General features: G+C 26.5%; 16 protein-coding genes and 2 pseudogenes. 9 read left to right on the forward strand and 9 right to left on the reverse strand.

What is annotated here, in order from left to right:
• Nucleotides 1-7: 7 nt before the first annotated feature.
• The 5 genes and pseudogenes from ACOBME_RS01065 to ACOBME_RS01085 form a co-directional block, all read right to left on the reverse strand.
• Nucleotides 8-244, reverse strand: a complete 237-nt coding sequence (locus tag ACOBME_RS01065) for a hypothetical protein (RefSeq protein ID WP_004027876.1) — start codon at nt 242-244, stop codon at nt 8-10.
• Nucleotides 244-645, reverse strand: a complete 402-nt coding sequence (locus tag ACOBME_RS01070; protein WP_338963334.1) for a hypothetical protein — start codon at nt 643-645, stop codon at nt 244-246. Before ACOBME_RS01070 ends, ACOBME_RS01065 begins: the two co-directional genes overlap by 1 nt.
• A pseudogene (locus ACOBME_RS01075) lies at nt 638-1,650 on the reverse strand (hypothetical protein). Before ACOBME_RS01075 ends, ACOBME_RS01070 begins: the two are co-directional and overlap by 8 nt.
• Nucleotides 1,586-1,789 (reverse strand): DUF2649 family protein, encoded by a 204-nt coding sequence (locus ACOBME_RS01080; RefSeq protein ID WP_338963332.1) that lies wholly within the window; start codon nt 1,787-1,789, stop codon nt 1,586-1,588. The pseudogene ACOBME_RS01075 and the gene ACOBME_RS01080 overlap by 65 nt, the downstream one beginning before the upstream one ends.
• A gap of 138 nt (nt 1,790-1,927) precedes the next feature.
• Nucleotides 1,928-2,374, reverse strand: coding sequence for a DUF3627 domain-containing protein (locus tag ACOBME_RS01085; RefSeq protein WP_419333993.1), 447 nt, complete (start codon nt 2,372-2,374; stop codon nt 1,928-1,930).
• A 501-nt stretch (nt 2,375-2,875) separates the two neighbouring features.
• On the opposite strand from ACOBME_RS01085, the gene ACOBME_RS01090 reads away from it, so the two are divergent.
• The 7 genes and pseudogenes from ACOBME_RS01090 to ACOBME_RS01120 all read left to right on the forward strand — a co-directional run bounded on the left by ACOBME_RS01090 (nt 2,876) and on the right by ACOBME_RS01120 (nt 9,288).
• Entirely contained in the window at nt 2,876-4,105 is a 1,230-nt protein-coding gene (locus ACOBME_RS01090; RefSeq protein WP_419333995.1) for a hypothetical protein, read from the forward strand.
• 245 nt (nt 4,106-4,350) lie between these two features.
• Complete coding sequence (gene infC / locus ACOBME_RS01095) at nt 4,351-4,881, forward strand: translation initiation factor IF-3 (RefSeq protein ID WP_338963326.1); 531 nt, start codon at nt 4,351-4,353, stop codon at nt 4,879-4,881.
• 30 nt (nt 4,882-4,911) lie between these two features.
• Complete coding sequence (rpmI, locus tag ACOBME_RS01100) at nt 4,912-5,106, forward strand: 50S ribosomal protein L35 (protein WP_040093314.1); 195 nt, start codon at nt 4,912-4,914, stop codon at nt 5,104-5,106.
• Nucleotides 5,107-5,132: 26 nt separating this feature from the next.
• Nucleotides 5,133-5,492 carry a 50S ribosomal protein L20 gene (rplT, locus tag ACOBME_RS01105; RefSeq protein WP_040093315.1) on the forward strand — a complete coding sequence of 120 codons (360 nt, stop codon included), beginning with the start codon at nt 5,133-5,135 and terminating at the stop codon, nt 5,490-5,492.
• Nucleotides 5,493-5,598: 106 nt separating this feature from the next.
• On the forward strand, nt 5,599-7,380 hold the full coding sequence (gene uvrC / locus ACOBME_RS01110) for an excinuclease ABC subunit UvrC (RefSeq protein ID WP_419333998.1): 1,782 nt from the start codon (nt 5,599-5,601) through the stop codon (nt 7,378-7,380).
• Nucleotides 7,381-7,442: 62 nt separating this feature from the next.
• Nucleotides 7,443-8,195: pseudogene (locus tag ACOBME_RS01115) on the forward strand (DeoR/GlpR family DNA-binding transcription regulator).
• Between the two features lie 307 nt (nt 8,196-8,502).
• Nucleotides 8,503-9,288 carry a MurR/RpiR family transcriptional regulator gene (locus tag ACOBME_RS01120; protein WP_338963311.1) on the forward strand — a complete coding sequence of 262 codons (786 nt, stop codon included), beginning with the start codon at nt 8,503-8,505 and terminating at the stop codon, nt 9,286-9,288.
• Nucleotides 9,289-9,319: 31 nt separating this feature from the next.
• Here the strand turns inward: ACOBME_RS01120 and ACOBME_RS01125 are convergent, their stop codons facing one another.
• Together ACOBME_RS01125 and ACOBME_RS01130 are read right to left on the reverse strand one after the other, a co-directional pair.
• Nucleotides 9,320-9,967: a hypothetical protein gene (locus tag ACOBME_RS01125; protein ID WP_338963309.1), complete on the reverse strand. Its 648-nt coding sequence runs from the start codon at nt 9,965-9,967 to the stop codon at nt 9,320-9,322.
• Nucleotides 9,968-10,147: 180 nt separating this feature from the next.
• Complete coding sequence (locus ACOBME_RS01130; RefSeq protein ID WP_338963247.1) at nt 10,148-11,110, reverse strand: IS1/IS1595 family N-terminal zinc-binding domain-containing protein; 963 nt, start codon at nt 11,108-11,110, stop codon at nt 10,148-10,150.
• A 305-nt stretch (nt 11,111-11,415) separates the two neighbouring features.
• Between ACOBME_RS01130 and ACOBME_RS01135 the strand changes: the two genes are divergently transcribed.
• Nucleotides 11,416-12,366, forward strand: coding sequence for a hemolysin family protein (locus tag ACOBME_RS01135; protein ID WP_338963307.1), 951 nt, complete (start codon nt 11,416-11,418; stop codon nt 12,364-12,366).
• A gap of 132 nt (nt 12,367-12,498) precedes the next feature.
• Here the strand turns inward: ACOBME_RS01135 and ACOBME_RS01140 are convergent, their stop codons facing one another.
• Nucleotides 12,499-13,470 (reverse strand): IS30 family transposase, encoded by a 972-nt coding sequence (locus ACOBME_RS01140; protein WP_338963305.1) that lies wholly within the window; start codon nt 13,468-13,470, stop codon nt 12,499-12,501.
• Nucleotides 13,471-13,589: 119 nt separating this feature from the next.
• On the opposite strand from ACOBME_RS01140, the gene ACOBME_RS01145 reads away from it, so the two are divergent.
• Complete coding sequence (locus ACOBME_RS01145) at nt 13,590-13,787, forward strand: lipoprotein (RefSeq protein WP_419334001.1); 198 nt, start codon at nt 13,590-13,592, stop codon at nt 13,785-13,787.
• A 137-nt stretch (nt 13,788-13,924) separates the two neighbouring features.
• Here the strand turns inward: ACOBME_RS01145 and ACOBME_RS01150 are convergent, their stop codons facing one another.
• On the reverse strand, nt 13,925-14,887 hold the full coding sequence (locus tag ACOBME_RS01150) for an IS1/IS1595 family N-terminal zinc-binding domain-containing protein (protein WP_338963247.1): 963 nt from the start codon (nt 14,885-14,887) through the stop codon (nt 13,925-13,927).
• Nucleotides 14,888-15,172: the final 285 nt, after the last annotated feature.

Below are 15,172 nucleotides of genomic sequence, written 5' to 3' on the forward strand. Positions count from 1 at the left end.
TCAACCCCTAACTATACAATGTTTTTGAAACAATAAACCCAACAATATATAAACTTGAAATTGTTAACATTAATGGGTGAGAAAATAAGATTGCCATTTTTCCAAACAACGAAAGTAACCAGGTATCTGAATTATATAAGTCCATAATAATATTTTTTGCTGATGTTAATTGATTTATAATAACTGTTATAAAACCAGTACCAAAAATAGCAATTGCAGCAACTAATAAAACTAATCTAATCATTATTTATTCACTATTCTATATCCTTGTTCTCTTGATTTTGCTTGTTTTGCTAAACTTGATAATTGTTGTTTATCACGATTAATTTTAAACTGTTTACGCTCTTTAATATGTTTTTGTATACCTTGCTTAGTATCTGATACTCCACGAGCTGTTGTTGAATATATTTGTGATGTACTATTTTGAACAGTTGAACCTAACTCATTATATTGTGTAGAAGTACCATGTATTGCATAAATTGATAATTTAATAACCATAAAAAAGATTATAAAATAAGCAATCGTTGTATTTGTCATTGGTAATTTAGTATTTCAAATCACATCAAAAATAAATAAAAATATATCAAAAATAAAACTAAAAATCTTATCTCAATTACTATTATTTTCAGTTAATAAATTAATCATCTTTACCACTTCCTTTTTCTTTTTTAGGTTTTAAATTCTTTTTCAAAATATCAATATCTAATAAATCTAAACGTTCTTTTATTGTTAAATCTTTAAGTTGAGTTCAATAGTATTCTTTAGTAACTGGAACATCATCATTTTTTAAATCACGAACAAATGATAATCATTTACTTTCATACTTTTGAGCGATTTCTAATGGAATAATTATTTTAAAAAACCGAATTCCTAATCCAACATCCGACTTATGTTTTGCTCGTTTACCTTCGGCTGTTAGTTCTACTGATTTTGTTTTTCAAATTTCATAATCAGTAATATCTTGGAAAATACCAATTCGCATAATAAAGAAACGATTAAAAAAATTTAATCCTTTTTAGCAGTAGGTTTTTTCAGTGAAATTGGAATAATAATACCACTTGCTAATTTCCGAATATTGTTTCAAAGCATACCTTCGCGTTGAGTTGTAAATAAAGCACGATTACCAAAATGTCTTGCTAATACAATTCACGGAATTTTACCACTATGAACTTTTTTCTCATCGTGGGGACTAGTTCCATCAATATATAAATAACTTTCATCAAATAAAATAACACTATCATCTGGGGGAACTGGTTTTGTTATATCTGTAAAATCTAAATTTTTAAACGTTAGAACTTTAACTTTGTCATCTTCTAATGGATAGTTACTATAAATTTTATCCGTTAATAATTTCATTGTTTCTGACAAATAAGTTAAAAGTAATGTTTTACCAGTTCCTAACTTACCAATAATTACCGATAACGGATTATCTCAAACAAAATTTACTAAACGAAAAGCATTTAACTGATAAAAAATATTTTTCCATAATCATCAAACAAAATAAACACACTGCAAAGCAAATAATAATCAGAATACTAAACCAGTATAATTTAATGAAATTATTCAAAGTAATAAATCAATTAAACTAAACAAAAGCATCGAGCCACTGATATAACAATAATTTTTTAAGAAAAATATAAACTTTTTCATTATTTAAAACAACAATCATAAGAGTTAAATATTCATTTTGAGTCAAATTCCAAGTTGTAATACTTTCAACGTTAGATTTGTCAATAAACAAAAATACATGAATAAAAAACTCTTTTAATTTTTCTCAATCATTTTGCATTTTTAAAAGCTTCACATTTTTTGAATGATTTTAAAAAACATACCAAAAAATAAAATGATAAATAACACAAACGATATAACATATAAAAATTCAGGTGCATTTGAGCCAATAATATAACTAACAAATTGAACTCAATAATTATATAAACTCATTATCTAATTCTTCTAAATCGCGAATTAATTGTTCTACTTTTTCATCATTTCAATTTATTAAATTATTATTGTTATTTGTTTTTACTTTTTTAGGTTCATTTTGAAATAATGTTTTATGCATACGCGTAAAATAGTTTTGTTTATATTGATTATACAAATTGATTAGTTCTGCTCCAGTTAAAAATTTTCAATCATGTTGTTTCAAATTTTCATCATATTTCAAAATAGGATAAGAATTATCATAAATCAAACTAATAGCTACTTGATAAGAATGTTTTTCACTAAAGTAAACAAACTTATTACTTAATCAAAAACCAATATGTTTATTGTGATTAGGCAAATTTATAAATGAAGCTTTATCAGTTTGAAAAAATATAAATTCTCTTCGAATAAAATAATTTTCTAAATTAATATTCTTCTTATAAAAACTCATAAAAACACCTTACTTTCACACATATAACTCATTTTTTCTAGTATCAATACTTGCAAATCATTTACTTTCAATTATTTTGCGAAAAGATTGAAAACCATTAAAATTTATAAATCACTCAATATTGATTACTTTAATAATATTAAACAGATTTGGACTTTTATTATAATTTGGTTTCTGATACATTACTCAAATCAACTCGCTTTCTATTACACTGCTAACTTAAAATATAAACTACCAATAAATTTTCTATTCAAAATAGAATGACAAATTTGACATTTACGCTTAATAAAAAATATTCAAATTCCTAACATAATTAATCACACCACTTATCCAAATCCAATAGTGTAATATGTTTACTATTATTTGAGAGAAATTTATCAATAAATTCTAATGCTTTATTTCGTTGTTCTACAGTATCAAAAATAAAGAAATTTGCTAAACGGTTTCCAATCATAAATATAATTGCTTTATTATTGTCAAATGTAGTGTGTTGTTTTATTATTGTTTTTTGTTGGGATTGGAATTGGTGGATGACAATTATATTTATATTTGCATCAAAGAACACAACCAGTTATTTTTAATTTAAATCAAATTACAAAAATTAACAGTCCAGCAATGATTAATACAAAAAATGTTTATCAAGTTGAAGAAAGTGAAATTAAAGATAGTTTAAAATATTTAATTCTTCAAGAAGTTATTAGTTATTCACGCGGAGCAACTTTTCTTGATTATGATTATCACCTTTTTTCTGATAATAAGGATGCTGTTTTTCAACCGGTTAATTTAGCAACAAGTACAGTTAAAATTTGAGTAATGATTTCAGCAACACCTAATAATAAGTTTCTAGTAAATAATACAAATTATTTGGCAGTAACATTGCCAATGTTAGGTGAAAAAAAATTAAGTATTGCTGAAATTAAAACATTAGATGGTCCAGAATTATTGGCCGTGCCAAAGCCTAGTCGTGTAGTAGAAAGTGATATTAGAAATGTTTATGATTCTGTTATTCCACAAGCGGTTAAAAGAATTAATGACAAAGTACAGTTAAATGTTGATTATAGTTATTATATTTATCGTAATGAAAATGAGGAACGATATCAACCCGTTAATTTAACTAGCAATAGGGTTGATATTTGAATTGTTATTACAGCACAATCAACAAGTAAATTAATTACGGGATATAGTAATTTAATTCAAGTTACTTTACAAAATCATAAACAATTTATTAGTTTTGATAAGGGGGTGTATGCGTTTGCTTTTGGACCGGATGGTGTTGTCTATGTTGCTAGTGGTAATACAATTTATCAGGAGGATATGAAGGGTGGCGGTCGTACTATATTTACTTATTTGTCTCCGAGTTATACAATATTGGCATTCGTTGTTGACTCTTATGCTAATGTTATTCTTGTCCCATCACCCCCCGATACTCCACAAAAGGTTTGAATTATAGGTCTAGATATGAAGAGTAAGAAGACTTTATTCTCTAGGGGTCTATCAAATATTGCACTTGATCACAAGGTGCTTGCTACTGGGTTGGATGGTGCTATCTATGTTGTTAGTGGTAATACGGTTTATAAGTGGTTTATACACGGAGGATTTGGTCACGCTATGCTTGTTAGTTTTCCTAAGAAAATATCTGCATTGGTTGTTGGACCCGATGGTTTTTTATATGCCCTTACTAATAAAACTAATATTTGAAAAATAGCAATTTACAGAGTAAATAATGGATAAATCTAATTATTTTGATAATAAAAATAATAATTATCTTGACTAAATTATATAAAAAACATATAATTATCCTTGGAAAATGTTAAAGTAGCTAATGTTCACCCGTGCCCTTTAGTGTGGTTAATAGGTTTTACAAGATTAAATTAGATTTGTAACGATTAATTATTAATCGTTTAATAAATAATTCTTGTTAATTAAAGCGCTACTTTTGAGCGTTTTTTTTTAATTAATTACAATGGAGGGATTGGATGAGTCAACCTACTAAAAACAATAAGAATATTGATCAAGTGAATTATGATATTAGAGCACGAGAAGTTTTAATTATTATGGATGATGGTAATAAAATTGGACCATTAGGACGTAATGAAGCAATTTGTTTTGCGGAAGAAAAAGGCTTTGATTTATTACTAGTATCAACAGTTTCAGATCCACCAGTAGCAAAGCTAGTTGATTATGGAAAATATAAATATGAGCAAAAAAAGAAAGAAAAAGAAAATAAGAAAAATCAACATATAACTGAAAATAAAGAGATACGATTACGTACTGGAATTGGTGATCATGATTTAGAATTTAAAACAAAAAAAGTACGTGAATTTTTAAAGGATGGTAATCGTGTTAAGATTTCATTAAAGTTTCGTGGTCGTGAAGTTGCGCGCCCCGAATTTGGAAAAAAAACATTAGATAACTTCTTTAGTCGTATTGAAGAATTTGCAAAAGTGGAAAAAGAACCCCAATTAAATGGTTTGTTTTTAGATATGTATGTTGTGCCAAAAAAATAATTAATTAAAATAAGAATAGGAGGAAAATTTATGCCAAAAATGAAAACAAAGAAATCTTTAGCAAAACGAGTAAAAGTAACTGGAACCGGAAAATGAAAGATTGCCCATGCTTATACTTCACATTTAGCTCAAAATAAATCAACAAAACAAAAACGGCACTTACGTAAAGCTGGCGTAATGGATCATACTGATCAAAGTAGATTAAAACAATTATTACAAGATTAATTTAAACAAGAAGGGAGTATTAAAAAATGGCAAGAGTTAAAGGCGGACCAACAACAAGAAAACGTCGTAAAAAAATTATTAAACAAGCAAAAGGATATTTTGGGACAAAATCAACCCATTACAAAAAAGCAAAAGAACAAGTAATGAAATCATTGGCATATGCCTTTCGTGATCGTAAACAACGTAAAAGGGATTTTCGTTCATTATGAATTCAGAGAATTAATGCCGCTGTGCGTGAACATGATATGTCATATTCACAATTTATGAATGGATTAAATAAAGCTAATGTCGAAATTAATCGTAATATGTTATCGGAATTAGCAATTCATAATCCTACTGAATTTAAAATGTTAGTGGATGAATCAAAAAAAGCGTTAAAAAATTAACAAAACTATTTTTAAAAAGTAGTTTTTTTTTGACAATTTATTCTTAGTTGCTAATTATTACAATTAAGCATAAAATATTAATATATTTAAGGGGAAAACACAAAATATGGCAACAAAGTTATCATTAAAAGAACAAGTTGAAATTTTACCATCAAAACCAGGGTGTTATTTATTTTTTAATAGTTATAATCAAGTGTTATATGTTGGAAAAGCAAAAAATTTACTTAGCCGGGTTAGTTCATACTTTAATAAGGTTTATAATTACAAAACAACACGGTTGGTGCAAGAAATCACGCGGTTAGAAACAATTATTACTAAAACAGAAAAAGAAGCGTTAATTTTAGAACATAATTTAATTAAACAATATAAACCAAAATATAATATTTTATTAAATGATGATAAACATTATCCATACATTGTAATTACTAAGGAACAAGATTCCCAATATTTATATGTTCGTAATGTTCATAAAAAATATGCTCGTTGTTATGGTCCGTTTCCAGAAGGAAGTCATGCTCGGGAGATTATTAAAGTTTTAGAACGATTATATCCGTTGCGGCGTTGTAAAGGAAACCTTGGTAAACCCTGCTTATATTATCATATTAACCAATGTTCTGGCGCTTGTTTTAAAACCGTGTCAAAAGAATATTATACAGCAATGATCAAAAAGGTTCATGCTTTTTTTAAAGGAAATTTTAACGAGACAAAAGAGTTGTTAGAAAAACGAATGTTACAAGCAGCAAATAATTTACAATTTGAAGAGGCCCAAAAGCTAAAATTATTAATTCGTAATTTAGATTGGACTTTATCATCCCAAACAGTTGAAATGTTAAATCAAAATTATGATTTAGATGTAATTAGTTTATACCAAATTGAGCATAATTTAGTATTAACAACTTTGTTTTATCGGGCTGGAAAATTAAGTTATAAAGATTATGAATATTATCAAGTCACAATTGAAGATGATTTTCAAGAACTTTATCGGTTATATTTGCAAAATATTTATCAAAAGAATATTTTACCGACTAAAATTATTGTTAATAAAGCGATTGCTTTACCAGAATTAAATTTATTATTTGATAATCGTGTTTTTCATCCCCAAACCCGAGCAGAAGAAACAATTATGAAACTAGCAACTGACAATAGTTATGAATCTTATTTACAAACGCAATCAACAGCACAGCGTCAGCTAAATAATGTTGAAGTTTTACAAGAATTACAAAATCTTTTACATTTAAATGAATTACCTTATTTAATTGAAATGATTGATATTGCAAATATTAATGATGAATTTGTTACTGGTGGGGTAATCGTTTATAAAAATGGGCGACCATCACGAAATGATTATCGTAAATATAATCTGGCAATTGCGCAACAAGATGATGCCCATCGAATTGCGGCTGTTGTTGCTCGCCGTTATCAAAAAGCGCTTGAAACTGACCAGCCATTACCAAACTTAATTATGATGGATGGGGGAATTCAACAAGTTAACGCTTGTTTAAATGAATTAAAAAAATTAAATTTAATAATCCCTGTTATTGGGTTAGTTAAAAACAATCAACATAAAACTGACCACCTTCTTAACTTAGCAAAAGAAAAGGTCTATATTGATAAAACCAGTCGCTTATTTTTATTTTTAACAAAAATGCAAGACGATGTTCATCATTTTGCAATTAGTAGTTTTCGCCGTCGGCAAACAAAGGCGTTAACAACAAGTATTTTAGAAGTAGTTCCGGGGTTAGGGGCACAACGGATTAAGGCTTTAAATCTTCATTTTGATAGTATTGGGGCAATGCAAAAGGCAAGTGGTGAAGAATTATATCAAGTTTTACGTAATTGAAAACTTGTTGAAAATTTGCGAAAGTTTCTGGAAAATTTTAGCGGATAAAGTTTTTTTAGTTATAATTATAATGGACAAAGTTAAATATATAAAAAGGAGTAAAGAATATTATGCATAGAGTCCAAAGAAAAGACTTATTATTAGAATATCTATGCCAAAAACCTTTCCACGAAATGAATCATGTTCTTGAGTATGTTGCAAAATTCGATATTTCTGCGACAACCGCACGTCGTGATTTAAAAGAACTTGAAAATGAAAGTATTATTACAATGTCTTATGGTGGGATTAATTTTTTAGGGGTTCACAATAAGTTGTGCAGTATTGATGTTCGTGCAAGTAGCATTAACTTTGATAAAAAAATGATTATTGCGAAAAAACTTTTAAATCTTTTAGAAAAAAATGATGTTATATTTGTTGGTGCTGGGTCAACTTGTGAAGTTTTTGTAACTTTAATTGATAAACCAGTTAAAATTGTTACTAATTCATTTCGAATTTTACAATTGGCAAAAGACAATTCTAATGTTCAATATAATGTTTTAATTGGTGGTAAATTACGAGAAAAATCACAAGCGTTTTATGGCTCACTTTGTGAAGAAAGTTTATCATTAATTCAATTTTCAAAGGTTATTTTTTCGGCAAATAAAATTGATCAAACGGGCGCAGTTTATAAAAGTAACTAAGAAGAGGCTCGGGTTGAATTAGCAGCCTTAGCACTAGTACAAACAAAAATTCTATTGGCAGATAGTACTAAATTTGATAAGCTGGGGTTTTTTAAATTTTATGAAACAAAAGATGTTTCGTATTTAGTAACCGATAAACCAGAAGTTGCTAAACAATATGATTTAAATTTTAGTATTATTTAAGACTTTGTCTTAGGACAAAGTTTTTTCTTTGCAAGGAAAAAGGTTTTGTGACTGGTAATTTTGTGCTTGAAAGGAGGTTAAAATGGAATTAAATAATGTCTAGTATGTATGTAACCAAATTGAAAAGTTTGAATTTGAAGAATTATTCACCGTTCTAGCAAAAATTGAAGCAGTTGTAAAGGACCGAACAGACGGCGTCGATTAGGAAAATATTTTCAATAAACTCTCAAATTTTTTTCATTCCAAGTTTATTATAATCACAATTGAAAGTTGAGGAATTAAAACATGGAATGATTGGGTGGGGAACATGCAATTGAGAACTAATATTCTTGAGAAGTTAGAAGAAATTATTAACCGTAATGATGATACTGTTAATGGTATCATTGCACAAACTATTTTAAATTTTGCTAAAGTACCAAACGAAACTTTTATTATTAATGATGTTGCAGAAACATCACATACAAGTGTCTCATCGGTAACGAAGTTTTGTAATATGCTAGGTTTTACTGGTTGAAAAGAATTTTATATTTTCTTTCGTTATGAATTAGATAATTTGAGAAAACTTAATCAATTACACCGTATTAACCCTTTAGAAAACACAATTAAGGATTTAGTAACAAATCACACTGTTATGATGACAAAACTATTAAATGAAAATTTAGAATCAATTTTAGAATTAAAAACAATGTTAAAAACAACCAATAAAATTTATTTAATTGGTGAACACACACATTTAGATTTATTAATTAATTTTTATCATCAATTATTAGGACTTGGGTTTGACACAAGTATGACAACCCATGATTTTATTGCCAAAAAGTTTTTAGAAAAACTAACCAAAGATGATCTTGTCCTTTGAATTATTATTGATACTAACCAAACGTATTTATTTAATGTTTTAAAACATAGTGATAAGACATTACCTTGTGATAATATTAAATTTATTTTAAAAGAAAATTCACCGATTTTAGAGACAAATTTAACAACAAGAGGGCCAATCATTATTAATGATCGCCGCAAAATGTATACCCACCAAATAATTTATAATCATTTATTTATTATCTTTAATGCAATTCTGACAATGCTTAATTAAAAAATACCCAGACAATTAATCTGAGTATTTTTTATTTTTCTTTATTATGATCAGTATCTCAATCTTCTAAAACCATATGTTTAATAAAACGTTGCATTCATAGTTTAGGATTTGGCCCTGTTTCTAAATTACCAATTTCACCAGTTTCAAAACCAACATAATTACCATTTTTAACATAAATATAAGTTGGTGTTCCATTTAATCCTAATGATTCAGCGGTAATGCTTTTATCAATTTCACCGTTAATTTTATGGGCATTACGTTCTTGCGTTACAATTCAATCCGCAATGTTTTTTGCTCATTTTTGTTGTCAAACGTTATTGTAATCTTTAACATCACTTGTAACAATTAAACGGGTTTTTTTAATTTTTGCTTGTTCTTCAGCACTAATATGGTAACTATTTAAAGCATATTGTGAACCACGTTTTCCTGTTAAGTAATCATCATATTTTTGATTGCCATGCCCATTAGTATATAAATCAGCAATTGTTGTGTCGTGGGTATTTTGACAGTGAATACAATTTTGTGCTGATACCATAAAAATAAAGTTTTCCTTGTTCTTAACCCCGTCCATAAATTGGGTGTAATATACCATATTTTTATCTGAACAAGCAATTACAGTCGTTGCGATTGTTGATACAATTGTTAGGGCTGCCATTGTGCTTAGCAGTTTTCTCATTTTTATTCCTCCTAAGAATTAGTTATAATGTTGTCTATTTATAACTATACATTATTTTTTTAATTTTTGACATAAAATAGCTTTAATTTTGTCGAAAACTCTTGATGAAATAAAAAAAATCATCAATATGACAATTTGAAAACTAATTTTGTGTAAGATTATGATTTTGCTTTAAATTTTTTAAACGTTAAAATATAATACCGTTGATTGTTGGTTTGGTGTTAAACCTTTGTGTTGGTATTTTCATTTTCAGAGCTTTAAATAATTTTGAATATTAGTGAAACCCAAACCATGATAATGAATTAAGGCTTCTTTAAGACTGGATTGTAATTTACTAATCTTATTTAACTTTTGATAACTAGTATCAGGGTTTGTACTAGTTTTGGTGGAATATAGAGTAGAATTTGTTTGTTTTGCTACTAATAAATATAGTGGTTGCATATCAGAAATAATTATTGATTTTTCTTTAATTAGTTGCTTATTCATATTTTCAATAATCCATTGTTTTTGTAATCTTTTGGTATTGGTGGATTGAACAAAAATATTATTATTGCTATCAACTGCCATTTGAATACAGCATTTGGTATCAGTTGAAAATGGATCGAGATGAGTTTTTCGTTTATCAAATTTATCTTTAAAATTGCCTTTATGAATTTCTTTAATAAATGTTTCATCCATTTGGATTTGACCATTTAATTTTTTAAATTTTAACTGTGTATTTTCTAATTGTTTTGATTGCATTAATTTTTGTCGATTATATCAAGCGGTTTTTGGGGTTGTTTTAATAAAACGAGAAATTATTTTACTAGATTGTCCTAACAATGAAATTTGAATTAATAAATTTCACTGTTCATAATTTAAATGACTTCAATAAGTAAAATGATGACGAAATGCATCAAAACTAGCACGACATTTTTTACATAAATATTTTTGTTTTCCTTCGGAATTATGACCATTTTTAACACAATGAAAAGATTTGCAATTAGGACATATAATGCCTTTATCTCTAAATTTTTGATCAATTTCATTTAAACGTTTTTGTTTTTTAATTAAGTCTGCTTGTTGTTTTATTTTTTCATAAAATTCTAAAAATTGATCATCTGTTAAGCTATTTATTAATTCTGTAATTATTTTTTTCATCATTTATTTACCTCTATATATTAAAAATATACCTAATTTTAGGTATATTTTATAAATATCAAGAGTTTTCGACAAAATTAAAGTAAAATAGTTAAATATTTTGTTCGATTGCGGGTAGAAAATTATGGTGAAAAGGATATAATATATATAATATATAAATACCATAAAAACTTATAAAGGGGTGTAAAACTGATGATGGATACGGCTACCGCGCTTGCTGTATTGCTTCCAATAATGATTATTTTGTTAATTTTTTCAAGTTTTTTTCTGCATCAGAAACAGCAATTAAGTCAATTAATGTGATCCGTTTGAAACAAATAGCGAAAAATAATGTTAGCAAGCGTAAAAACAAGACCACAAATAAAAATATTCGAAAAGCAAAACGTGTTTATAAATTAGTAAAAGATTATGATCGAACTTTAGCAACAATTTTGATTTCTAACACGTTAATTAATACTGCTTTAGCAACGATTGGAACCTTGTTTTTTGCAACTTTAATTAGCAATGCGGAAACAGCAACTTGAATTTCAACGATTGTAATTGGTTTTACGGTGTTAATTTTTGGTGAATTAGTGTCCAAAACAATTGCTAAGAGTTTTCCCGAAAAGTTTTCAATTTTTTCAGCTTACATTTTATGAATTTGAAAAATTTTATTTTATCCATTTATATGGATGTTAATTTTACGAAAACGAAAAGATGGTGTTTCAACAACAGAAAATGAATTATTAGAATTGATTTCAACGATTGAATCAGAAGGGGTTCTAGAAAAGAACGAAAAGGAGTTAATTGAATCAGCAATTACCTTTGATGATAAAACAATTGGTTCAATTATGCGACCAAAAGAAAAAGTTAAAGCAATTTATACTAATACAACATGACGCGAACTACAACGGATTTATAAAGAAGAACGTTTTACAAGAATGCCAGTTTTAGCCCCGGACACAGAAAAAGTAATTGGAATTTTAAACATTAAAGATGTTTTTATTGCTGTTATTGATCATCAAGAAGTTGAAATTAAAAAGTTAGTTTCAGAACCAATCTTTTTTTCCCGTTATTTAAAATTAGATGATGCCTTAGAACTGTTTCAACAAGAACAGTTACATATGGCAATTGTTAGTACTAATGCGGATAGTAATGGTTTTCTTGGCGTTGTTACAATGGAAGATATTTTAGAAGAACTTGTGGGAGAAATTTATGATGAAGATGATGAAACTGGGCAAGTGGAATTATGTAAAATGAAGTGCAACAAATCTTATTAGTCAAATAATACAATAAAAATCATAAAAAATCAATTATAAATTTTTAAAAATCAAAATATTTATAGTTTTTATTTTATTTTAAGGAAAATTAAGCACACTAAAAAATAATTTATTAAATTACTTCAAATAAACCTATTTAAAATTATCTGAAAATACCTCTTTTGCTGTTTTTCAATTAAGAACAGGCCTTAATTTATCATTTATAACATTAACTACTCAATTTATTTTTTGTTGACTAACATTATTAAAATCAGTTCCCTTAGGAAATCATTGTCTAAGTTCAGAATTCATATATTCAATTAATGGTTTTTGTTGTGGTTTACCGGGGTCACAAAAATAAACTTGTGTTTCAGCAAATATTTCTAATTCTCTTCATTTACTAAATTCTTTTCCTCTATCAGTTATTATTCCTTTAATTTTCCCAAATAAATTATTACTTATAACAATATCTTTAAACTTTTCCACAACTTCATTAGCAGTATGATTTTTTAATTTCATAACAAAATAACTTTTACTATTTTGTTCAACTAAAACCAAATTACTAGATTGATGCTCTTTTCCAACTATGGTATCCATTTCAAATCAACCAACAGCAGTCTCTTTATTCTCAATATCTCATATTGATTTAAAATTAATTAATTTACCACTATTATCAAATTTTCCTTTTGTTTTATATTTTTTACCACGATGACGTAAATTCTGTTTTAAAAAACCATAAAAACCCAAACGAATTCATTTATACAATGTTTTAACACAAACAGGAAATTTAATACCAAACTTTAGAAAATAACGATGAATAAGTTGTGATGGAGAATCACGATAAACATTAAATCTTATATTAATAAAATTTAATTGTTCTTCTGTAAACTTATATCTTTTATTATTCTTTTTTCTTTTCTCATAATACATTTTATCTGACTTATAAGCACTATATTCATCAATAGTTTTAAAACGCTTAATTTCTCGCAAAATAGTACTACGATTTCTGTTCAAACATTTAGCAATCTGTGCAATATTTATTTCACCATTCTTTTTTAAAAATAATTTTGATAATAATAATTTTTCCAATTTAACCTTATCAATAAAACTTAAATGACTATACATAACATTTATATACCTTTCATTAATTTATAAATTTAATATTAAAATTATTTAATACATTATTGATATATGATAAAATCAATTATGGCATTCAAGTAATTTTAATAAAGGAGAAGTAAAATATGAAAAAGTTACTAAGTATTTTAGGAGTAATCTGATTAACAGCAACAAGTACAACAACATTAATTAGTTGTGAAAAACCAAATAATAATGAAAACGGGGGGGGGGTAATAAACCTACACCAGAACCACAACAACTACCAGAAAATAGCAAATGAACTAATATTCCTAGAACACAGGCGCCTAATAAAGAATTTTTAACTGCTACTAATAAATGATATTTTTATATAAATAAATACTTTAATTTTGTCGAAAACTCTTGATGAAATAAAAAAAATCATCAATATGACAATTTGAAAACTAATTTTGTGTAAGATTATGATTTTGCTTTAAATTTTTTAAACGTTAAAATATAATACCGTTGATTGTTGGTTTGGTGTTAAACCTTTGTGTTGGTATTTTCATTTTCAGAGCTTTAAATAATTTTGAATATTAGTGAAACCCAAACCATGATAATGAATTAAGGCTTCTTTAAGACTGGATTGTAATTTACTAATCTTATTTAACTTTTGATAACTAGTATCAGGGTTTGTACTAGTTTTGGTGGAATATAGAGTAGAATTTGTTTGTTTTGCTACTAATAAATATAGTGGTTGCATATCAGAAATAATTATTGATTTTTCTTTAATTAGTTGCTTATTCATATTTTCAATAATCCATTGTTTTTGTAATCTTTTGGTATTGGTGGATTGAACAAAAATATTATTATTGCTATCAACTGCCATTTGAATACAGCATTTGGTATCAGTTGAAAATGGATCGAGATGAGTTTTTCGTTTATCAAATTTATCTTTAAAATTGCCTTTATGAATTTCTTTAATAAATGTTTCATCCATTTGGATTTGACCATTTAATTTTTTAAATTTTAACTGTGTATTTTCTAATTGTTTTGATTGCATTAATTTTTGTCGATTATATCAAGCGGTTTTTGGGGTTGTTTTAATAAAACGAGAAATTATTTTACTAGATTGTCCTAACAATGAAATTTGAATTAATAAATTTCACTGTTCATAATTTAAATGACTTCAATAAGTAAAATGATGACGAAATGCATCAAAACTAGCACGACATTTTTTACATAAATATTTTTGTTTTCCTTCGGAATTATGACCATTTTTAACACAATGAAAAGATTTGCAATTAGGACATATAATGCCTTTATCTCTAAATTTTTGATCAATTTCATTTAAACGTTTTTGTTTTTTAATTAAGTCTGCTTGTTGTTTTATTTTTTCATAAAATTCTAAAAATTGATCATCTGTTAAGCTATTTATTAATTCTGTAATTATTTTTTTCATCATTTATTTACCTCCATATATTAAAAATATACCTAATTTTAGGTATATTTTATAAATATCAAGAGTTTTCGACAAAATTAAAGAATAAATATGAAAATAATTATATAACGACAAAATTTTATTTTGATAATAATTTTATTAATAATCAAAACACTTGATGACAACACTTAAAAAATGATTCAGATTTTATTTGAAACTATAATTTAGTATATCGTTGAAATAAAAACAATGAACCACAAATACCAGAAATTAATAAAGACACAGGACTAATAATTGATTGAAAAGAAT

Source organism: Spiroplasma endosymbiont of Sarcophaga variegata, assembly GCF_965178695.1.
In the GTDB taxonomy this organism is placed as follows: Bacteria; Bacillota_I; Bacilli_A; order Mycoplasmatales; family Mycoplasmataceae; genus Spiroplasma; species Spiroplasma poulsonii.